The organism is Halomonas korlensis, from assembly GCF_900116705.1.
Taxonomy (GTDB): Bacteria; Pseudomonadota; Gammaproteobacteria; order Pseudomonadales; family Halomonadaceae; genus Halomonas; species Halomonas korlensis.
This window is the reverse complement of sequence record NZ_FPBP01000021.1, coordinates 1-20,601: the sequence shown is the minus strand read 5'-3', so window position 1 is coordinate 20,601 and position 20,601 is coordinate 1. Positions and strand designations below refer to the sequence as shown.

Sequence of the window (20,601 nt, the reverse complement as noted above, 5' to 3'; positions counted from 1 at the left end):
CGTGGGCTACACTCGGCTTCAACTGGAGCAAGCCAAGGTCTCCACCAATGCCATTCAGCTCTTCGAGGCGTTGGAGGCGCATCGTGGCCAAGCGCGCCAGGTGGCAGGGTCCATGCACTGGAAGCAGATCGCCGGTCGTGAGTATCTCTACCGTGGGTACTCCCACGGCAAGAATCACTCGCTTGGACCGCGTTCACCCGAGACGGAGGCCATCAAGGCGTCTTTTGAAGAAAGGAAGGCGGCCTACAAGACGCGGGAAGACGCGTTGAGACAGCAGCTGACAACGCACGCGGCCTACGTGCGGGCCAATCGGCTACACCGCTTCCCCCTCACCGCTGCTCGCGTCATTCGTGTGCTGCAGCGTCAAGGAGTTCCCTTTCGCATCATCGGTACCAGTGCGCTTTATGCCTACGAGGCACGGGCCGGCGTGCTGATCGAGCCCGAGCATCTGGCCACGTCCGATGTGGACATATTGATGGATGCCCGCCAGGGGGTCCGTATTGTGGCCCAGGTGCAACCCGAGGGCTTGCTATCCCTGCTTCGCCAAACCGACAAGACCTTCCAACGGTTCACAGACGCGACGTTCATGTTCTGCGCGGTCAATGACACCGGCTATCGCGTCGACTTCATCACTCAGGGCGGCAGTGATCCTCTGCAGATGAACGACTTTGAGCGTCTGCTTGATGAGGGTGATCTAACGCCGGTCACCATCGAGTCGCTGAAATGGCTGGTGGCGTCGCCGCGCTTTGAGGCGGTCGTCTTCGACGAGCGGGGGATGCCGCTGAGGCTGCTGACGGCTGACCCCCGGGCGTTTGTGCTGCACAAGTGGTATGTCAGCCAACGCGCTGACCGTGAGCCGGCCAAGCGCTATCGTGATGAAGCCCAGGCCAGGCTGGTGGCAACCCTTCTTCATCATGAGCTGAGGGAACTGCCAACGACACGGGCGGTGGCACACGCTTTTCCTCACTTGCTGCGTCAAGACGCCAGCGCCGAGCTGGACGACTTCGACGTTTGACGTCCTCTTGCAGCGCTTCATCAAGGTCTACCTCGATCAAACGCGACGATCTGGCGCTGCTCGCGGGAGAATACGACGCCGACGAGGTGCAGCGGCTTGCCGTCGCCGCTGAGCTTTTCGTTATAAATTGAGGCTTTTCTTATGAATAACTATAGCTTTATTTCATTGGGAGGTGGTTCCGTCGCGCTGTTAGGTTAGGCGCACTGCTACCATCCGAGACTCCCGACATCGATGAATTCTCCTGAACAGGCCCGTCTGTTCGCGCTTCAGCAGCTCGATCTGCTCGACACGTCGCCCAGCGAAAGCTTCGATCGCATCACCCGGATGGCCAGCCAGCTGTTCGGCCTGCCGATCTCCGCCGTGTCACTCACGGATGTCGATCGTCAATGGTTCAAGTCGCGGGTCGGGGTCGATCAATGCGAGATTCCCCGTGACAAGGCGCCCTGCGCCCAGGTGTCTGAAAGCGCTGGGGTCGTCGTCGTCACCGACATGCTGGCTTCGCGTCGCTACCGTGACAGTTACCTGGCCCGTTCGGGCATTCGCTTCTATGCCGGCGCACCGCTGACTACTCGCGAAGGCCACACCCTGGGGGCGATGTGCGTGCTGGGCACGGCGCCACGGGAGATCACCGAGCAGGAAAGCACGGCCCTGCGCGACCTGGCCGCCATGGTGATGGCTCAGATCGAGTTGCAGCACGCCTTTGGCAGGGTCGATCCCCTGACGGGCCTGGCGAACCGCGGCCAGTTCGACGAGGACCTGCAGGATCTGGCCCTCGATGCCCCCGGCGAGCGGCGGGTGGCGCTGTTCACCGAGGTGGTCGAGGCGAGCCAGCTGAGCGCCCTGCACCGCACCATGGGGCCCGCCTTCCTGGACGAGCTGAGCCAGGTATCCGCCCGGTGCCTCCGACAGGCCATGAGCGGCGAGTCGCGGCTTTATCATCTCGGCGGCTGCCAGTTCGTTCATCTGATGGCGGCGAAAAGCGATGCCGACATGATCGACCATGCCCTGCGGCTGCGCGAGGCGCTGTTGTCGCTCGAGTCGGCCCGTGAAGTGCCGGTGCTGGTGCAGCCGGTCGTGGGCATCGCCGCCTTCCGGCTGGGCGAGACCTCGTCGTCCGATATTCTGCGCAGCGCCCATGCGGCGAGCCTCGACGCGCGTCAGATGGGCGAGGGCGCCGGGGTGTTCTCTTCTGCATTGGACGAGCGTTTCCAGCGTCGCATCATGCTGCTCTCCGATATCGGCCGGGCACTCGCGAGCGACGACGAGCTTTACCTGGTCTTCCAGCCCCGCGTCTCCGTGGAGAGCGGCATCTGCCATGGGGCTGAGGCGCTGCTGCGTTGGCGCCATCCCGTGCTGGGCGAGGTTTCGCCGTCAGAATTCATTCCGCTGATCGAGAACACGCCCATGGTGCGGATGCTGACCGCGTGGGTGGTGCGCCGGGCGATACGGCAGGCGGCTCTCTGGCATCGGCGGGGGAGGTGGTTGCGGGTCTCGATCAATGTGTCGGCGACCAATCTGGAGGAGGCCGACTTCGCGCAGCGGGTGCTGGCGGAACTTCGCGAGGCGCGCCTGCCCGCCGATACCATCGAACTCGAGGTAACCGAGAGTGCCCTGATGGGCAAGGGCCGGGTCGCGGCTTCCCAGCTCGAAGCGCTGGTCGCGGCGGGTATCCTGGTGGCCATCGACGACTTCGGCACCGGCTACAGCAGCCTCGCCTACCTGCACGAGCTTCCGGCGGACATCGTCAAGATCGACGGGCGTTTCATCACCCGCCTGGGGGAGGATGCGCGTACCTGGATTCTGGTCGCGTCGATGATTCGCATGGCCCACGAGCTGGGTTACCGCGTCGTCGCCGAGGGCGTGGAAAGCGAGGCCGCCCGGCGCTGCCTGACCCGGTTGGCCTGCGATGAGATCCAAGGCTCGCTGATCGCCCTGCCCATGGCGCCGCCGGATTTCGCGGCCTGGGCAGAGCGGGTCGATGGTTACCGCATTACAAGGACTGGTTAGCTTCTGCTTCACACATATTGATAACGCAGCAGCCGATACTTGATGCGCTCGAGGATCACCTGGTCGATGACCGCGGCCAGCACGGCAATTACCAGGATATTGGTCATCACCCCAGTCATGTCGGCGATCTCGCCGGAGTAGGCAAGCGACTTGCCGAGCCCGGCGCTGAAGCCGACGATCATCTCGGCCGAAATCAGCGCGCGCCAGGCATTGCCGAAGGCCAGCTGGGCGCCGGTGATCAGCTCCGGGGTAACCGCCGGGAAATACACCCGCTTGAGCATCTGCGTGCGCGAGGCGCCCATCACCCGGGCGGCATCGATGTGCACCCGCTCGACGCTCTCGGTGGCGTTCATCACGCTCAGCGCAGTGGGGAAGAAGGCGCCGATGGCGACCACCACGATGATCGGCGTGTTGCCGAAGCCCATCAGGATCAAGAACAACGGCACCCAGGCGATCGACGGGATCGATTGCAGGATGATGATGGCGGCCTTGAGGGTGCTGCGCACCGAGTTCAGCGTGCCGCCGACCAGCCCCAGCACTACGCCTGCGACCAGGGCCGCGCCGTAGCCGGCGCCCAGTCGGCCCATGCTGTTGCGAAGCCCGGCGTAGAACTCGCTGCTGGTGAGCTCCTGACCCAGGCGGACCAACGCCACGTGCACGTCGGGCATGAGGAAGCTTGGCAGGAACCAGGCGGCCACCTGCCAGAAGAACAGGATAAAGGCGATGGCCAGCACATAGGCACGCTTGCTGGCCACGCCATAGGTCGAAGTACTGGACATGCTTAAATCTCGCGGTCTTCCTGCCAGGTGAGATCGAGCAGCGCGTCGACATCGAATTCACCGTCGACTTCGAGGATGCCCTGGTCCTGCATGATGACGGCGAGCTCCTTCATGCGGTCGATATCGGCCTCGGTCAGCTCGGCGCTGAAGTCGTTGGTGCGGATGGCCTGCTCAATCACTTCTTCGCTTGCGATGTCGCCCTGATCGCGCGTCTCGATCACCGGACCGTTGACGAAGTAGCTGGTGATAAAGGTGGCGGCCTGCTCGGGGTCGTTCTCGAGCATGTCGATGGCTTCACGCTGGGCGTCCATCGCCGACCACAGCACGTCGCGGCGATTCTCGAGGGTCTCGGCGGAGGTGATGACCACCATGCACGGGAATGGCCATACTTCCCCGATCTCGTAGATCTCCTCGACCGGCGCCTGCAGCTTGGCGATGCTGGAATAGGGCTCGAAGAGGAAGGCGGCGTCCACGCGGCCACCGGCCAGCGACTGGACGGCTACCGACGGGGCCACGCCCATGATGTTGAGGTCGTCGGCGGTCAGGCCGGCATCGGCCAGGGTCACGCCCTTGAGCACGATGTCGGCGGTGCTGCCCTGCTTCTGAGAGGCGAGGCTCTTGCCGGCGAGGTCGGACACCTGCTCAATGCCGGAATCCTCGTGGGCGAGCAGCGCATGGTAGCCGCGCTGGGCGCCACCGACGATCTTCAGGTCGGCGCCGCGCGAGGCCCAGGTGAAAGCGTTGGAAAAGCCCAGCACGCCGATATCGAGCTGGCCGCCGACGATGCCCTTGATCAGGTCGGTACCGGAGCTGAATTCGATCAGCTCGGCGTCGAGGCCGTACTTCTCGTAGAGGCCGGCTTCCTGGGCCACCATCACCTGGGCGTCGTCCATGACGCGGACATAGCCGACCCGCAGGTCTTCCGCGGCCATGGCGGGGCTTGCAAGAACGATCGCGAGCAGGGGAGCTGCCAGCTTGCCTGACAGGGAGGAGAGCAGGGGAGTAAAGGAACGAATCATGACGTTTCTCCTTGTGCCTCGCGCTGGGTAGCGGAGGGGGTCGTATCGGTATCGGTGTCGATGCCCAGCAGGGTGAGCACTTCGCGGCGCACATCGGCGAACGCCGTGAGGTCGTGTGTCTTGGGTATATGACCTAGGGTGACCTCGCGCATCACCCGCGCAGGGCGCTGGCTGAACACCAGCACGCGGTCGGCGAGGTACAGCGCTTCGTCGACATCGTGGGTGACCAGCACCACGGTGGGCCGCTCCTGCTCGATGAGGTCCTTGAGCACGCTCTGCAGGGTCATGCGGGTCAGGGCGTCCAGGGCGCCGAAGGGCTCATCGAGCAGCAGCACTTGGGGCCGGGCGATGAACGCGCGGGCCAGGGCGCAGCGCTGGCGCATGCCACCGGAGACCTGATGCGGGTAATAGCCCTCGAACCCCGCCAGCTTGACGCGCTCGAGCCAGATAGATGCTTCGTTGCGCGCATGCTCGGCGGGCTGTCCCTGAAACTCCAGCGCCACGGCGACATTCTCGAGCAACGTCATCCAGGGGTAGAGCGCATGCTCCTGAAATACCAGGGTGCGCTTGGGCGACGGGCGCTCGATGTCCTGGTCATCCGCCTGCACCCGGCCGTGGGTGGCCTGCTCGAGGCCGGCGACCATGTGAAGCAGGGTCGACTTGCCGCAGCCGGAGGGTCCGACCAGCGCGACGATCTCGCCATCGGCGATGGTGTTGTCGAACCTGTCGATGACGTTCAGGTCGCCGAACGACTTGGAAACCCGCTCGAAGTGTAGCTTCATATGATTTTCCGGCGCTTAGTTATCCTGTTACGTGACGTGTTAACCCCATGCGGAAGGGCTTATCTCGGTGGGGTTTTAGTCTCAGCGGGGGTTCTAATTCCCATACGTCACTAGGATATATTCCAAAATAGAATTACTAGCTGAAATGATATAATGATTTTATACAGACGTAAAGGCGTTCAGTTCCCGCCTGGCGCGTATGAGGCTTCTTTTTTGGCGCTATTTCCTTTAGCTTTTACTTTATATCTGCTTCCTTTCGCTGCTCCTGACGACAAGCGAGCCCATGTCCGATCTCCTCTGGTATGAATATCTGCTGATCGGCTTGATCTTCGCCTGGAGCGGTTTCGTCAGGACGAGCCTGGGCTTTGGCGGGGCGGTGCTGGCGCTGCCCTTCCTGCTGCTGGTGATGAACGAGCCGCTGGTCTTCTTGCCGATCATCGCCGTGCATCTGCTGATCTTTTCGAGCTGGATCGCCTGGAGCGGCCATCGTCAGCTTCAGAGCCTTCAGCGACAGACGAGCGCCGGCACGGTGCCTCCGGGCGCGAGCGTGACCCCGGAAGACAGCAATATCGATTGGGCGTACCTGTTCAAGGCGCTGAAGATCATGATTGTGCCGAAGCTGATCGGCGTGGTGGGCCTGCTGACGCTGCCTGCGAACGTGATGACCAGCATCATCTTCGTGATCGTGATCATCTACGCCATCGGCTACGTGCTGAACCGGCCGTTCAGGAGCCGCAACAAGTACGTCGATTACGTGCTGCTGGCGCTTGGCGGTTATGTGAGCGGGACCTCGTTGATCGGGGCGCCGCTGATTGTGGCGGTGTTCGCCTCCCACGTGGCCAAGGCGCAGCTGCGCGATACCATGTTCGTGCTGTGGTTCATCCTGGTGGTGATCAAGATGGTGTCGTTCCTGATCGCCGGGGTGGACCTGCAGCTGATCCATCATCTCTGGCTGTTGCCGTGCGCCTTTGCCGGCCACCTGCTGGGCGAGCGCGCTCACCAATACATGCTCAAGGCCGATACGGGGCTGTTCTTCCGGGTGCTGGGCGCAGTGCTGATCGTTGTTAGTGTGGTGGGGCTGATCCGACCGCCAGCTTGACCCCCCCGAGCATGCTGACGATAGTAGTTTGAGCGGCTTCGCCGCATTCCTGACTTCACAACGAGCATATGGAAATGTTCATGTCGCTTTCGCATCGTCGGCTCGAGGGTGAGCTGATGGATGCTGCCGACCTCGATGACCAGACGCACCTTCAGGCGCTGCGGGGCCTGCGGCGTATCAATGTCGCGAGCCGCACGGCTGCCGTGCTCTGGCCGTGCATCCTGCGTATCGCCGAGGCGCGGCATCACCGGCCCTTGAAGCTGCTGGATGTTGCCACCGGCGGCGGTGATGTGGCGATCGAGCTCGCCTGCCGTGCCCGGCGTGCGGGCATCGCCCTGGAGGTCGAGGCCTGCGATATCAGCCCCACCGCCCTGCATGTGGCCGATGAGGCGGCCCGGCACCAGCATGTCGCGGTGCGCTGTTTCTGCTGGGACGCGCGCATCGAGCCGCTGCCGCGGCATTATCACATCGTCATCTCGACGCTCTTCCTGCATCACCTCGATGACCCCGAGATTGTCTCCCTGCTGCGCCAGCTGTCGTACCAGACCGATCATCTGTTGATCAGCGATCTGCTGCGCTGTCATCTGGGGTACGGACTGGCCTACTTCGGCACCCGCCTGCTCTCGTCGTCGCCGATGGTACACGAAGACGGCGTGCGCTCGGTGCGCGCGGCCCTGACCCTGCCCGAGGCGCGCCGGCTGGCCAGAGAGGCGGGATTGACGACGGCGACCTTCCAGTGCCACTGGCCGAGCCGCTTCTTGATGCAGTGGTCGTCTCCCGAGTTTGGCAAGGAAAGCCGCTCATGAGCCTGGCGAGCCTGCCCCGCGACTGGGATGTGGTCGTGGTGGGTGCGGGCATCGCTGGCGCCGTAAGTGCCTTTCGTCTGGCGCGCCGTGGCTGTCGAGTACTGCTGGTCGAGAAGGCCACCTGGCCCCGCGACAAGCCTTGCGGTGGCTGCCTCAACGCCGCGACCCTGCAGGGGTTTCGCGACCTCGGTCTGGCCGATATCGCGATTGCCGGCGCGGCCTACCACCGCTTGCACCTGGCCTGCGGTAAACGCCAGGCCGAGCTGGCCTTGCCTGCGGGCCGGGCCATCAGCCGTCGCCGGCTCGATGCACTGCTGGTGGACCAGGCCGTTGCTCAGGGAGTGCATTTTCTCTCCGCGACACGAGCGTCACTCGAGCCGCCGCGTGGCCACGGGCGCGAGCAAATTGATGGAAGTAATAAGCGAATTGAAGAAGGCCGACGCAGCGTCTGGTTATCGACCGCGGACGAGCGGGCCAGGGTCACGGCCAGGCTGGTGGTCGCCAGCGACGGGCTGGGCAGCCGGTTGCTGCGCGAGGTTTCGCCGGGCGACATGCACGTCGATGCCGGGGCGCGGATCGGCCTGGGCACGATCGTTCACGGCGCTAATGTTTACGGATCTAGTGTTCACGGCGCGAGGATCGAAGCGCCGGCGTACCCGCCCGGGGCGATCCATATGGCGTGCGGGGCGCCTGGCTATGTCGGGCTGGTGCGGGTCGAGAACGGGGCGCTCAATATCGGCGCCGCGCTCGACCCGCATTGGGTCAAGCAGCAGGGCGGCCCGGGGCCGGCGGTCGCAGCACTGTTGGCGCAGACGCGGCTGCCCGCCCCCGGCGCGCTGCACGAGTGCGTCTGGCAGGGCACACCAAGGCTGACCCGCCGGCGCACCCGACTGGGCGGCGAGCGAGTGCTGGTACTGGGCGATGCGGCGGGTTACGTGGAGCCGTTCACCGGCGAGGGCATGGGCTGGGCGCTGGCGAGTGCCGCGGCCCTGGAGCCTCTGGCGCTCGAGGCAATGAGTGGCTGGCATGACGGCATCGTCAGCCGCTGGACGGCTCGGCACGGCAAGTTGCTGCATACCCGTCAGCGGGGCTGTCGCGGGGTAGCGGCGGTGCTGCGCCGCCCACGGCTGGTCTCGGCGCTATTGCCTATCCTGCACGCCGCGCCGGGGCTGGCCGCGCCTTTCACGGCCTGGCTGCATCAGGGCTATTTCAAAGGCAATTTCAATCACGACAACCGATGGCTCGAGCCACGGGAGGCGAAATGACGTCACCACAGGCAAGCATTCTGGGACTCGGGGTGGCGTCGCCCCCGGCCCTAACCAGCCAGGAGACGGCGGCCACGCTGGCTCAGGTGCGTTGTGGCGTCACGCCGCGTCAGCAGGCCTGGGTTCGCCGCCTCTATCGGCACAGCGGCATTCAGCGTCGTGGCAGTGTGCTGGTCGATGCCGAGCAGGGGACGGCCGGGTTCGAGGCCTTCTTCCCCGTGCCGCAAACGCCGGACGAGCGCGGGCCGACCACGGCGTCGCGCTTGCAGCGCTACGAGCAGGAGGCGCCGCCGCTTGCCGAGGCGGCGTGCCGTCGGGCGCTGGCGGATGCTGCGATTGAACCCGGCGAGATCACCCATCTGGTGTGCGTGTCGTGCACCGGCATGATGGCGCCGGGGCTCGACGCGCACCTGGTCGAGCGGCTGGGGCTGTCAGTGGATATCGGGCGCCTGCACTTGGGGTTCATGGGCTGCCACGGCGCCCTCAACGGCCTGCGCACGGCGAGTGCCCTGGCTCAGACGTGCGCCCGGCCGCGCGTGCTGGTGTGCTGTGTCGAGCTGTGCAGCCTGCACTTCCAGTATGGCTGGGACGCCCAGAAGATCGTCGCCAATGGGCTTTTCGCCGATGGCGCCGGTGCCGTCGTGGTGGGTGAGGCTGGCGAGAACGCCTGGCGGCTGGTCGATACCGCCAGCCGTTTGACCTCCGGGTCGGCGGACGCGATGACCTGGCGCATTGGTGATCACGGCTTCGACATGACGTTGTCAAGCGCAGTGCCCAAGCTGGTGCGGGAGACACTTGCCGCCTGGATCGAGCAGTGGCTGGCGGGGCACGGGATGACGCTGGGTGATATTCGCCACTGGGTCATTCACCCCGGCGGCCCGGAGATCCTGCGCGCGGCGACCAGTGCCCTGGACTTGCCAGAGCAGGCCGCCCAGCTGTCGGCCGAGGTGCTGGCCGAGCATGGCAACATGTCGTCGCCTACCGTGCTGTTCATTCTCGAACGTTTGCGTGCCCAGGGTGCCACCGGCCCCTGCGTGACGATGGGGTTCGGCCCCGGGCTATCATTGGAGGCCGCGCTGATTCTGTGTGAATAGCAGCTGTGCGAGCAGGTGCTGTGTGAGTAAAACCCGCGATGCTACTGCATGACGGCTTCACTTAAATGCATGTAGCGCGGATCGAAGTCGCCAAAGGTTTTCAATCGATCCCAGTCCTTGATCTCCAGATGCTTGTTGGCATAGGTGATCAGTCCTTCCTTGCGTAGCCGCTGAAGCACCCGGTTGGTATGCACCACGGAGAGCCCGGCGGCATCGGCCAACTCGTTCTGGGTCAGGGGAAAGTGGATGCTGTCGTGGCGATCCGTCAGCCCCGCCGCGCGATAGCGCATCATGATTTCGCAGAACATGTGAGCCAGGCGCTTGTCGGCCGGCCGGCTGGTCACATTGGCGAACCATTCGCGCATGATGGATTCTTCAATCAGCGCCGACCAGAAGAAGGCGCGGGCCAGGGTGTTGTTATTGAAGAACATTTCTTCGATTTTCTCGCGCGACAGATAGGCGATCTTGAGCGGCGTAAGACTGCAGACCGAGTGATCCATGTGATCGAGCAGGGCGATATGAATATCGCAGAGATCGCCGGGGATAAGATAGGCCACGATGGCACGCTGGCCGTCCGCCAACAGCTTGTAGCGGCAGGCCCAACCCTCGATGATGAGGTGAACGAACTCAGGCTTCTCGTTCACCAGAATGATGTCCTGATCCTTCTTAATATCCTCCACGCGATCAACGGCGTTCGTAAGATGCTGTTTATCGGCGTCGGAGAGCGTCAGGTAATTTTCCAGTTTATTTATCAGCGCATCAATCAAGGGAGATCTCCTTTCGCCGGATAGGGGTCGGGCTAAGATGGTTTAGATCGAGATCTAATGCTAAAAAATCATATGTATGCTGGGTAACATAACGCTATCAGACACGGGAGAAACGGTCACGTTCTTGCTACACCCATGGAGAAAGGTAAATTCCTTATTTAGGTTTTAATTTTTAAATATATATTGGTATAGACAAAATAACATTTTGTTATAAAAAGACGTGGTTGCGGGTGATTTATTAAAGGTTAATCGCTAACCTCAGAATAACGCGTCACATGAATCAACATGGAGGTGTATGGCTGCCATGCTCGAGTCACTCTCCCCACAACAGAACCATCTATTGGCGACCTTGCCCGACGATGTCAAGCAGCGGCTGTTTCCAAGTCTTGAGGCCGTCACCCTTCCGCTGGGCGAGGTACTTCAGCAATCAGGTAAAACGACCCACTACGCCTATTTTCCCACTACCTGCATCGTGTCGCTCGTCTATGAGCTGCAAAGCGGCCACTCCGCGGAGATTTCCCTGGTCGGCAACGACGGAATGGTCGGCATCGCCTTGTTCATGGGTGGGCAGACTGCGGTTGGCAAGGGCTTGGTGCAGGTGGCGGGTGAGGCCTTTCGTATCGACGAAGCCCTATTTCTTGAGGAGTTTGAACGCCACGCCGGGCTGATGCACCACGTGTTGCTGTATACCCAGGCGCTGATGACCCAGATGGCCCAAACGGCGGTGTGCAACCGACACCATTCGGTGCAACAGCAGTTGTGCCGCTGGTTGTTGATGTCACTGGATCGTCTATCGAGCAACCAGCTGGTCATGACTCATGATCTGATTGCCTCCATGCTGGGGGTTCGCCGTGAGGGCGTTACCGAAGCCGCCGGAAAGCTACATCGGCTGGGCGCCATCAACTATCACCGTGGCCGTATCGAGGTCATAGACCGCGCTAAGCTCGAGCAGCTGAGTTGCGAATGCTATGCCGTGGTCAGAAACGAGATCTCGCGGCTGCTGCCCGGCGGGCCGTCATGATGGCGTTGCTGACGCGGTAGCCGACACGGTTAGTCATCGACACGGTTAGTTACCGACACTTCGACCGTGCGCGGGCCGTGCGACCTCGTCGAAGTTCTTCGCCAGCACGTCCAGGCCGAGACTCAACTCATTCCCTTGCATCGGAACGCCGTGGCCGGTCATGGCCGTATCGGGCTTCAGTGCCGCTAACCGCTGGACGGAATCGCGCGCGGCGTCCCAGTCAGGCGTGAAATAGCGCGGCGGGCCGCTGAGCTCCTGCTGCTGGGTCAGCACCTGGTAAAGCTGGTCCTGGCGGACGGTGACGAAGGCGTCGCCGACGATCATGGCGCGATCCTGCTCACGGAAAAACGAGACGTGTCCCGGGCTGTGCCCCGGGGTATGTAGCCACTGCCAGTCTGGCAGATGAGGCACGCTGCCGTCGGCGGGCAGGGGCTGGACGCGCTCGCCGAGATCGACCGGGTCGGTAGGAAAGAGGCGTGACATCTTGGCGATCATACCACCTTCCACCTCGACATCCGGGTCGGGGTAGTGCGCCTCGCCGGTCAGGTAGGGAATCTCCTGCGGGTGGGCGTAGACGGGCACCTCCCAGGCCTCGGTCAGTTCGACGACGCTGCCGACATGATCGAAATGGCCATGGGTCAGGAGAATTGCCCTGGGGCGCGCGCCCTGTCCGAAGCGGGCTTCCGCCGCCTTGCGGATTGCCTTGTGTTCGTTGGGCATGCCGGCGTCGATGAGCACCCAGTCATCGCGATTGCCGGGATGACCCACGAAAGTGATATTGACGATCTTGACGGTCAGCCCGGCGACATCGGGCAGCACGTCGTAGACGGTGCCGCTCTTGAGTGAGGTCATGGGCAGATGCGACTTGCGCAACGGGTTATCGGACATTTCGCTTCTCCTTAAGCGTACGTTTGATGACGGGCGCCTTCCTGCGCCTCTCCTGTACTGCGCTTGCTTCTCCTTCACCACGCTTCTTGCTTCTCCTTCACCACGCTTCTTGCTTTTTCATCGCGTCTCTTTCTTTTTCATCACGTTGGTCCAAGGAGTGTAGTTATTTTCCTGTGGGGTCATCTAGCGTCGTCAACATGAACAAAACCCAACCGCAACATGAGCGAGCCGCATTTCACCTTTTTAGTGCAATATGGCATTATGCGCGCTCTTTTTGTGCATAAACGGGAATATGAAAACCTACCTCGGCAAGATGCGCGGCGAACGCGCGCGCCATGTCAACGCGGACTGGCAGGACGCCCTCTGGTCATGGCTGGGCGCTTTCAGCGGCATGGGCGCCATCTGTTGGCTGAACGACCACTGGCTGTCGCAGCATCTGCTGGTAGTGGCTTCCTTTGGCGCCACGTCGGTATTGATCTATGCCGCCCCCGAAAGCCCCTTCGCTCAGCCGCGCAATGTGCTGTTCGGCAGCGTGCTCTCGGCAATGATCGGCGTGGGCTGCTTTCAGCTGTTCGGTGCGACGCCGCTCGCCATCTCGTTGGCGGTATCGCTCTCGATCCTGGTCATGCAGCTGACCCATACGGTGCATCCTCCCGGGGCGGCCGCTGCGCTGATCGCGGTTATCGGTGGTCCCGAGATTCAGCAGATGGGCTGGTGGTACCCGCTGATGCCGATCGGCATCGGCAGCAGCGTGATGCTGCTGATCGCGATCCTTGTCAATAATCTCGCGCGGCATCGACGTTATCCGCGTTTCTGGTAATCCGCTTTCTGGCCAGTCCTGACTGGCCAACCTTGCCGGCCACTGCTGTGGTCAATCCTGCTCCGCTTGCACCCTTCGTGAGGCTTGCTGATTCTCGAGTCGCGCTTCGAGCTCATGAGCGGGCACCCCCGGGCTGAACCAGAAGCCTTGGCCCCAGCCGTCGGCACCGGCCGTTTCCAGCAGCACGCGGCGTTGTGCATCGGTTTCGATGCCCTCGGCGATGGTGTGCAGGTTCAGGCTGGCAGCCATCTGCTGGATGATGGACACCAGCGCCGCGCCCTTGCTGCCCGACTGATCCAGCTCGTTGATGAAGCTGCGATCGATCTTGAGTGTCTGTATCGACAGGTGCTGCAGCCGGCTCAGCGATGAATAACCGGTGCCGAAGTCATCGATGGCGAGCTGAAAGCCCTGCGCATGCAGCACGTACAGCAGGGTCTCGATGGCCCCCGGGTCGATCATCAGGGCGTTTTCGGTGACTTCCAGATGGATCCAGCGGGGGTCGACGTGAGGCCTGACCAGGGCGGCGAAACTCTCGGCGATGCAGCCCGGGTATAGCTGGTTGAGGCTGACGTTGACGGCCATTTCCAGCATGAACCCTTGCTCATGCCAGGCCTTCAACTGCCGTGCGGCGGTTTCCAGTACCCAATCGCCGAGTGGCTTGATCATGCCGGTTTCTTCGACCACCGGCATGAAGGCGCCGGGCATCAGGGTGTCGCCATCGGCCTGCGGCCAGCGAATCAGCGCCTCGACGGCGACAATCCGGCAGCTGTCGAGCTCGAAGATCGGCTGGTAATGGAGTTCGAACTCTTCGTTGTTTAGCGCTTCGCGCAGGCGCGATTCCATCGCGAAGCGCTGCTGACGGCTGGTCGAGAAGTCCTCCGAAAACAGCAGTTGGCCGCCACCGCCCTGACGCTTGGCCTCGAACATTGCCTTGTCGGCATTCTCGATCAGCAGGGTGGCATTGCGTCCATGGTCGGGATACAGGCTGATACCGATGCTGGCGACGATATGGTGCGTGAAGCCACCTTCCATCAACGGCTCCGCCAGGTGAGCGATGATCCGGTCGGCCAGCGCACAGGCATTGGCGATGATCTGCTCGCGCGTCGAGGCGCCGGCATGGCGGGGGTCATGGATCATCAGCACCAGGAATTCGTCGCCTCCCTGACGGATCACCTGGTCGGCATGGCGCACGGCGCCTTGCAGGCGCTGCCCGATCTGGATTAGCACACGATCGCCCACCTCGTGGCCCAGGGCATCGTTGATCAGCTTGAAGCGGTCAAGATCGATGAACAGTACCGCACCGGAGGTTTCGGTGTGTTCCGCGGCGTCCAGCATGCGGTCCAGGTAGCGCACGAGATGGCGACGATTGGGCAGGCCAGTCAGCGCGTCGGTATAGGCAAGATGATGGATCTTGGCCGACTGTTGCTGGCTTTCCCGCAGGGTGCGTAAGGCGTTCAGGCCAAGCACCAGGTTATCGGCGAGCCGTTCCAGCAGCCTGCATTCCTCATAGCCGAAATGCCCCGCCTTAATTTCGATGGGCTTGTCGGCCTGGCCGATGGCGAAGCCCACCCAGGCGAGGTTGTAGCCCTCTTCATCGACGATGGTCCGGCACAGCGAGCTGAGCATCTCGCCCTCGCTCTTGGAGCGGACCACGATCCTGTCGCAGGCGTTCAGGGTACTCAGGGCGCTGACGACGCCAACGAGCTGCTGGCGGCTGCTCTCCTGCTGGCGTGACAGGTCGCGCAGGCGCAGCAGGTTGTCGATTCGCGCCTTCAGTTCCGCCTGGGTGGTGGGTATGCGCAAGAGATCATCGACGCTGTGGCCCAGCTCGGCGGTGAGGCGCGAAGGGAGCACGGTACGGTTATCGGCGACCATCAACACCGGCAGGATCATCGGCGCCGCCTGCTGGCGCAGGTTCAGTATCCGTTGTCGGTAATGCTGTAGCGACGCCGTGTCCGCGACGATCAGGTCGATCTCCTGGGCCGCCTCGTCGCTTTCCTCGGCAAACGCATCCTGTACATGAAAGTCGTGGCCGAGCATCCGCTTGAGCAGCGCGGCATTGGCCCTGTTCGCCAGAGCGAGCGCCATGACGGGGAGATTCTGAAGCTTGTGCTCACGAGCCGTCACGGCGTGACACTGTTATTGCTGGGCTGACTGGCAGGGTTGGGCTGGCTAGTCGTATTGGGCTGGCCAGTCGTGTTGGGTTGAATCACTTCCGGCACGCCACTCATTAGGCCGCGCATGCCGTGCAACGGCCTGCCGACCTGCAAGCCTTCCTGGGTGATATCAAACTCGCGCAGGGCTTTCTCGAAATTGCCGGCCCGCTTTTTGAGCACGCCGATGGTCTTGCGCAGCTCGCCGTCCAGTTCGATGTAGCGAAGCATGATGATGTTATCGGCGACATAGCTCAGGCCATATTCCGTCACGCGCGCCTGGGTGCCGGTAATCGTAAAGATCTCATTGACCAGCACCACGGTCACTCCCATGTTGGCCAAGTAGCGGCACAGGGCGTGAACACGCGCCTGCAGGTTCTCGCCGCACATCGACTGCTGGTATCCCGAGAGGCTGTCGATCATCACCATGGTTGTGCCGGCGTCCTCGACTTCCTGGCGGACTCCCGCGGCGAACTGATCGGGGTGATAAAGCAGGGGTTCGACGGCCTCGAAGCGCAGGTGGCCCTTGCCAACCATTTCCTCGACCGGCAGGCCGATCTGCCGGCAGCGGGCCCGGGGGCAGTCATCTTCCTTGATGGTTTTTCTAGATACTTGCACTATCAATCGCTTACCGCCGCCGAAAGCCTCGCTGAGGAATGGGTTCAGCGCTTCGCCAGCCATTGGCTTGCGTTGTCGGATGGCGCGAACCGGGCAATAGACTGAAAGGGAATATTAAGTCTAGCTTACCGATATTGTGCTGAAACATCGAACGAGCAGGCTTGACCTGCCTTATAAGCAAGCACGGCAGGGAAAATATGCAGTATGTTCAAATTCAGTCGCTGGCCTGTTCTTTATCTCGAACAGTTAGATGAGGCGTTAAATAAAGTTAAATGTAGGGCTTAGATGTAGGGCTTAGATGCAGGGCTTAGCTGAGAGGCGCCGTGCCATCGTGGGTTTGATTCGCCTAGCGCTGACGAGGAGGGGAGAAGCAGAGAATGTTGAACAATAGAGGGCCTCGGCACCCTAGCTGCCAGCTTTTCGCTGCTTTGCCAGTTCGGCTTCGAATGAGGCCAGTTCCGTCGCCAGCAGTGGCTCGGAGAAGCACCGACCCTGCATGTAACGCAGGCCCATGCTTTCCAGCCGCTCCCGCTGGGCCGCACTGTTGACGCCTTTTACCACCATGGTCTTCGACAATACTTCGCAGAGCTGCGTCATGCTCTGCAGGAAGCGGTAGATGGTGGCGTTATTGAGCAGATGTGTCATTACCTGTTCGTGTAGCACTAGGCAGTCGACGTTGGCGGCCACCAGTGCCGGGATGCTCATGCTGTCCGGCAGGTAGTTGTCCAGGCCGACGCTGATGCCCAGCTCCTTGAGGGGTGCGATATAGGCATCCAGGTCGGAAAGGTCCAGCGTGGGGGGCTCGGTCAGGTCGACGCTCAATACGTCGGTCGAGATGGCGTAATCCTCCAGCAGCCGGCGCAAGGCAGCGATGAACGCGCTGTCTTGCAATGGGGCCGGATGCAGCGGCAGCGAGAGCCTTATCGTCTCGATGTGGCCGGTGCGTTGCAGTTCCACGAGCAGCTTCAGCGTCATTTCGACTTTTTCCAGCTCTCGCGCCCATCCGGAGGCCTCGGCCTCCTCGCCTGACTGTGGCGCCGGGAGCACCACGGCGTAGCGCAATACGGTGGACTGCTGGGTATCCACTACGGGAAAGAAGCGTATCTCCTGCTCTGGCCGAGGACTGATTTGATTGGCCATGGGGCCTCCTGAGCGGCAGCATGTTAAAACAGTAAAAAGCCAAATTACCGAATCCCGTTCAGCATTGCCATATAAGCATATTTTTCTAATGGAGGGTGCTTATGAGACAACAGCAGGCAAGAGCGGTGACGACCATTGCGATTCTCTATCCTTGAACGGGTAGAATCCCTAAGCCGAGCGGGAAACAGCGGAGGTAACTGGCGGTATGAGCCTGGGCAAGACACTCAAGCAGATACGACGTGAACAGGGAATGACCCTGGCCCAACTGGCGGCGCAGGTCGATTCGCATGTCGGCAACCTCTCGCGTATCGAACGCGACCTGACCAAGCCCAGCCTGGAGTTGCTGTTTCGCCTGGCCAAGTCGCTGGATTACCACTTGGCGGACATTTTCGCGCTGAGCGACGAAAGCCACTACCGCGACCCGGAACAGCTGGCGCTGAATACCGTGTTTATTTCCCTGTTGGCCGATGACCGAGATCTGTTGCTCGAATTTGCCAAGCTGCTGAAAACCAGAGCCTCTCGCGGCCCAGCGGACTTGTCGGAGATCGCCCTTGACGCCTCAGGGGAGCGCCGCTCTTCGGGGCTCGATCATGCCAAGCCGCCAAGGGTCGATCATAAGCAGCCACCCGATTACAAGGAAAAGCTCGATCACAAGGATAAGTTTGATCACCACGTTAAGAAGCCCTAGTTAAAGGAGCGCTAATTGAAGAAGGCACAGTCAAGAAAGTCTTGGTAGAAAGAATCAAGCCTTTGCTTTCCCCGATGGGTTTCACTATTTTCAGTTTAGTACTCGCGTTTCAGGTTGGTACTTCTGTTTTAGATCGATACTCGCGATTCAGGTCAGCGCTCGCATTTCTGACAAGCGCTCACGGCGTTTCGCACGTGCATGGATGCATATTTATTTCAGGGAGGAGATATGGCGAAGTCCAAATCGTCGGCGCCCGGTCATGGGCGCGGTGCCGAGCGTCCCACACAAATTCCCAAATCCGGCTGGCTGGACATTCTATGGCGAGTCAAGGACGAGATGACGCGGGATCATGTATCGATCATCGCGGCGGGTATAGCTTTCTTTGGGCTCCTGGCGATCGTGCCGACCCTCGTGGCGACACTCTCGCTCTGGGGGCTATTATTCGACCCTCAGCAGATGTCTCAGCAGATTGCCTCGATCAGCCATCTCCTGCCCGCCGAAGCGTCTGACATCATTCAGCAACAAGCTCAACAGGCCAGTCAGGATGCCTCGACCGGCATGGGGCTTGCGGCTCTCGGCGGCCTGCTGCTCACGATCTACAGCGCGTCCAAGGGCACCAAGGCGCTTATCGAAGGGCTGAACATCATCTATGACGAGGAAGAAACCCGGGGGATCATCAAGAAAACGCTGGTTACCCTGGCCCTGACGCTGGGCGGGATCCTCATGACGCTTGTCGCTCTGGGTACTATTATCGCCATTCCCATGATCGTCGGCCTGCTGGGCCTGGATAACATGCTCGGCACGGTGATCAATCTGGCGCGCTGGCCACTGCTTTTCGTGATCGTGTCCATCGGCATTGCCATCCTCTACCGCTATGCCCCCGACCGCGACGAACCCCGCTGGCAGTGGACGAGCGTTGGCTCCACGCTGGCGGTGCTCCTTTGGGTGCTGGGTTCGATAGGGTTCTCGATCTATGTGCGTAACTTTGGCAGTTATAACGAGACTTACGGCTCGCTAGGGGCGGTAATCATTCTGCTCATGTGGTTCTGGCTTTCCGCTTTTATCATGCTGATGGGAGCGGAACTTAACAGCGAAATGGAACGACAGACTAAGCGTGATACGACGGTCGGCCACAAGGAACCGATGGGACACCGTGATGCCCATGCGGCGGATACGGTAGGTAAGGCAAAAGACGCCTGAGTGAATATTTGGTTATTACCGACGGGTGGTTTTGCAATCTTTTATTTAAAATTGAGTCTAAGTGTTAAATAATTAATAAAGCGTTATTTAATACATCTTAATGGTTAATAAATGCACATTGACAATGTGCAAGTGCCCACTATATTGCAACTAGTCGGCCGCGGCTCGCGAGCACGCGGCCCGACCCGGAAGCCAGCGGAGCGACACCCTTAGTCGCCCCTACAAGGAGGTAAGCGGATGAACGAACACGACCAGCACCGTGGTGCGGGGACCTCGCCGACGCCGCCGGGCGGTTCGCCGTCGACCCCCGCGAGTGGCGGGACGCGCGACGAGCTCAAGGGCCGCGCGCGCGAGAGCGCCGAGGACGTCAAGGGCGCGGCACAGCAACGGGCCGAAAGCCTCTTCGACAACCAGAAGAGCGCCGCCGCCGAGCAGACGCACAAGATCTCCCAGGCGCTGCACAGGATGGGCGACGAGTTCGACCAGCAGCAGCAGACCACCTTCTCGCGCTGGGCCAACCAGCTGGCCGACCAGACCGACCGTGTCGCCGACCAGCTGCGCCACCAGGACCTGCAGCGCCTGATGGACAGCGCCGGGGCCTACAGCCGTCGCGAGCCGCTGCTGTTCATGGGCGGGGCGATCGCCGCGGGCTTTGTCGTCTCGCGGTTCCTGCGCAGCTCGGGCCGTCACCGCCATGACGCCACCACGGCCTCGTCGTCCTCGCGCGGCGCCTACCCGGACATGGCCCCCGACGCCCCGGGGCGAACCCCGGGCGGGGTCACCCACCCGGGCAGCCAGACGCCGCGACTCTAAAGGCCGTGAATGCCGGGCCGCGCCGAGGTGCGGGCCCGGCCCGTTCTATGACCGTCATCGCCACGGAGGCGACCAAGCATGGATGCAGAACATAATCGAACCACGTCGACGTCGGAAAGCACGTCCCTGGGCTCGCTGTTGTCGACGCTGACCCGCGAGATGAGTTCGCTCGTGCGCCAGGAAACCCAGCTGGCGAAAGCCGAAATGTCGGAGAAGACCCACCAGGTCATGACCGGCGTGGCCGCCATCGCCATCGCCGGGGCCGTGCTGTTCAGCGGCTTTCTGGTGCTGCTGGCCGCCGCGGTGTTCCTGCTCAACGAGGTCCTGCCCCCCGATACCACGCCGTGGCTCTCGGCGATCATCGTCGGCCTGGTGGTCGCGATCGTCGGCTACGTGATGCTCAAGAGCGGGCTCAAGAAGCTGCAGACCCAGAACCTCATGCCCAACCGCACGATGGCCAGCCTGCAGAACGACAGGGAGCTTGCCCGGCATCACGAGGCGCATGCCAAGGAGGAGCTGAAATGAGCCAGCATGACGAGCAGCGCAGTCCCGACGAGATCGAGAGCGATATCCACGAGACGCGCGAACGCCTGGACAGCACCCTGCACGAGATCGAGGAGCGCATCT

The 20,601-nt window shown here is 61.8% G+C and carries 21 protein-coding genes; 13 read left to right on the top strand and 8 right to left on the bottom strand.

The features are described from left to right. Position 1 precedes the first annotated feature (1 nt). Positions 2 to 1,015, top strand: a complete 1,014-nt coding sequence (locus BM341_RS18125; protein ID WP_089797599.1) for a GSU2403 family nucleotidyltransferase fold protein — start codon at positions 2 to 4, stop codon at positions 1,013 to 1,015. 231 nt (positions 1,016 to 1,246) lie between these two features. After that, positions 1,247 to 3,022 (top strand): putative bifunctional diguanylate cyclase/phosphodiesterase, encoded by a 1,776-nt coding sequence (locus BM341_RS18120; RefSeq protein ID WP_089797597.1) that lies wholly within the window; start codon positions 1,247 to 1,249, stop codon positions 3,020 to 3,022. An 8-nt stretch (positions 3,023 to 3,030) separates the two neighbouring features. On the opposite strand, the gene BM341_RS18115 is transcribed toward BM341_RS18120, so the two are convergent. From BM341_RS18115 to BM341_RS18105, 3 genes are read right to left on the bottom strand one after another with little or no spacing between them, the layout of a single operon-like run. Continuing rightward, the gene (locus tag BM341_RS18115) at positions 3,031 to 3,801 is read right to left on the bottom strand and encodes an ABC transporter permease (RefSeq protein ID WP_089797595.1); all 771 of its coding nucleotides are present in this window, start codon (positions 3,799 to 3,801) and stop codon (positions 3,031 to 3,033) included. Positions 3,802 to 3,803: 2 nt separating this feature from the next. Then, entirely contained in the window at positions 3,804 to 4,820 is a 1,017-nt protein-coding gene (locus BM341_RS18110; protein ID WP_089797593.1) for an ABC transporter substrate-binding protein, read from the bottom strand. Continuing rightward, entirely contained in the window at positions 4,817 to 5,602 is a 786-nt protein-coding gene (locus BM341_RS18105; protein WP_089797591.1) for an ABC transporter ATP-binding protein, read from the bottom strand. The genes BM341_RS18110 and BM341_RS18105 overlap by 4 nt, the downstream gene beginning before the upstream one ends. Before the next feature lie 283 nt (positions 5,603 to 5,885). Here BM341_RS18105 and BM341_RS18100 point away from each other — a divergent pair, with 283 nt between their 5' ends. The 4 genes from BM341_RS18100 to BM341_RS18085 all read left to right on the top strand — a co-directional run bounded on the left by BM341_RS18100 (position 5,886) and on the right by BM341_RS18085 (position 9,866). Continuing rightward, complete coding sequence (locus BM341_RS18100; protein ID WP_089797589.1) at positions 5,886 to 6,701, top strand: sulfite exporter TauE/SafE family protein; 816 nt, start codon at positions 5,886 to 5,888, stop codon at positions 6,699 to 6,701. An 80-nt stretch (positions 6,702 to 6,781) separates the two neighbouring features. Next, a complete protein-coding gene (locus tag BM341_RS18095) occupies positions 6,782 to 7,507 on the top strand; it encodes a methyltransferase domain-containing protein (RefSeq protein WP_175507911.1) in 726 nt (241 codons plus the stop codon). Continuing rightward, the gene (locus BM341_RS18090; RefSeq protein WP_089797585.1) at positions 7,504 to 8,772 is read left to right on the top strand and encodes an NAD(P)/FAD-dependent oxidoreductase; all 1,269 of its coding nucleotides are present in this window, start codon (positions 7,504 to 7,506) and stop codon (positions 8,770 to 8,772) included. The genes BM341_RS18095 and BM341_RS18090 overlap by 4 nt, the downstream gene beginning before the upstream one ends. Beyond that, complete coding sequence (locus BM341_RS18085) at positions 8,769 to 9,866, top strand: type III polyketide synthase (protein WP_089797583.1); 1,098 nt, start codon at positions 8,769 to 8,771, stop codon at positions 9,864 to 9,866. The genes BM341_RS18090 and BM341_RS18085 overlap by 4 nt, the downstream gene beginning before the upstream one ends. A 41-nt stretch (positions 9,867 to 9,907) precedes the next feature. Here the strand turns inward: BM341_RS18085 and BM341_RS18080 are convergent, their stop codons facing one another. Next, complete coding sequence (locus BM341_RS18080) at positions 9,908 to 10,633, bottom strand: Crp/Fnr family transcriptional regulator (RefSeq protein WP_089797581.1); 726 nt, start codon at positions 10,631 to 10,633, stop codon at positions 9,908 to 9,910. 304 nt (positions 10,634 to 10,937) lie between these two features. Here BM341_RS18080 and BM341_RS18075 point away from each other — a divergent pair, with 304 nt between their 5' ends. Next, a complete protein-coding gene (locus BM341_RS18075) occupies positions 10,938 to 11,654 on the top strand; it encodes a Crp/Fnr family transcriptional regulator (RefSeq protein WP_089797633.1) in 717 nt (238 codons plus the stop codon). Between the two features lie 45 nt (positions 11,655 to 11,699). Here BM341_RS18075 and BM341_RS18070 read toward each other — a convergent pair whose 3' ends face one another. After that, positions 11,700 to 12,542, bottom strand: a complete 843-nt coding sequence (locus BM341_RS18070; protein ID WP_089797579.1) for an MBL fold metallo-hydrolase — start codon at positions 12,540 to 12,542, stop codon at positions 11,700 to 11,702. A 292-nt stretch (positions 12,543 to 12,834) separates the two neighbouring features. Here BM341_RS18070 and BM341_RS18065 point away from each other — a divergent pair, with 292 nt between their 5' ends. Beyond that, entirely contained in the window at positions 12,835 to 13,362 is a 528-nt protein-coding gene (locus tag BM341_RS18065; RefSeq protein WP_089797577.1) for an HPP family protein, read from the top strand. A 51-nt stretch (positions 13,363 to 13,413) separates the two neighbouring features. On the opposite strand, the gene BM341_RS18060 is transcribed toward BM341_RS18065, so the two are convergent. The 3 genes from BM341_RS18060 to BM341_RS18050 all read right to left on the bottom strand — a co-directional run bounded on the left by BM341_RS18060 (position 13,414) and on the right by BM341_RS18050 (position 17,273). Further along, on the bottom strand, positions 13,414 to 15,450 hold the full coding sequence (locus BM341_RS18060; RefSeq protein ID WP_089797576.1) for a putative bifunctional diguanylate cyclase/phosphodiesterase: 2,037 nt from the start codon (positions 15,448 to 15,450) through the stop codon (positions 13,414 to 13,416). 35 nt (positions 15,451 to 15,485) lie between these two features. Continuing rightward, a complete protein-coding gene (locus tag BM341_RS18055; RefSeq protein WP_175507910.1) occupies positions 15,486 to 16,133 on the bottom strand; it encodes an ATPase domain-containing protein in 648 nt (215 codons plus the stop codon). Positions 16,134 to 16,538: 405 nt separating this feature from the next. Then, positions 16,539 to 17,273 (bottom strand): EAL domain-containing protein, encoded by a 735-nt coding sequence (locus BM341_RS18050; protein ID WP_089797572.1) that lies wholly within the window; start codon positions 17,271 to 17,273, stop codon positions 16,539 to 16,541. A 205-nt stretch (positions 17,274 to 17,478) separates the two neighbouring features. Between BM341_RS18050 and BM341_RS18045 the strand changes: the two genes are divergently transcribed. From BM341_RS18045 to BM341_RS19700, 5 genes are all read left to right on the top strand, one after another. Continuing rightward, positions 17,479 to 17,961, top strand: a complete 483-nt coding sequence (locus tag BM341_RS18045; protein WP_089797570.1) for a helix-turn-helix domain-containing protein — start codon at positions 17,479 to 17,481, stop codon at positions 17,959 to 17,961. A gap of 228 nt (positions 17,962 to 18,189) precedes the next feature. Then, the gene (locus BM341_RS18040) at positions 18,190 to 19,161 is read left to right on the top strand and encodes a YihY/virulence factor BrkB family protein (protein ID WP_089797568.1); all 972 of its coding nucleotides are present in this window, start codon (positions 18,190 to 18,192) and stop codon (positions 19,159 to 19,161) included. A gap of 237 nt (positions 19,162 to 19,398) precedes the next feature. Beyond that, positions 19,399 to 19,974, top strand: a complete 576-nt coding sequence (locus BM341_RS18035) for a hypothetical protein (protein ID WP_089797565.1) — start codon at positions 19,399 to 19,401, stop codon at positions 19,972 to 19,974. Positions 19,975 to 20,052: 78 nt separating this feature from the next. Then, positions 20,053 to 20,499 (top strand): phage holin family protein, encoded by a 447-nt coding sequence (locus tag BM341_RS18030; RefSeq protein WP_089797563.1) that lies wholly within the window; start codon positions 20,053 to 20,055, stop codon positions 20,497 to 20,499. After that, a partial coding sequence (locus BM341_RS19700) for a DUF3618 domain-containing protein (RefSeq protein ID WP_139233040.1) occupies positions 20,496 to 20,601 on the top strand: 106 nt, incomplete at its 3' end. The genes BM341_RS18030 and BM341_RS19700, both read left to right, overlap by 4 nt.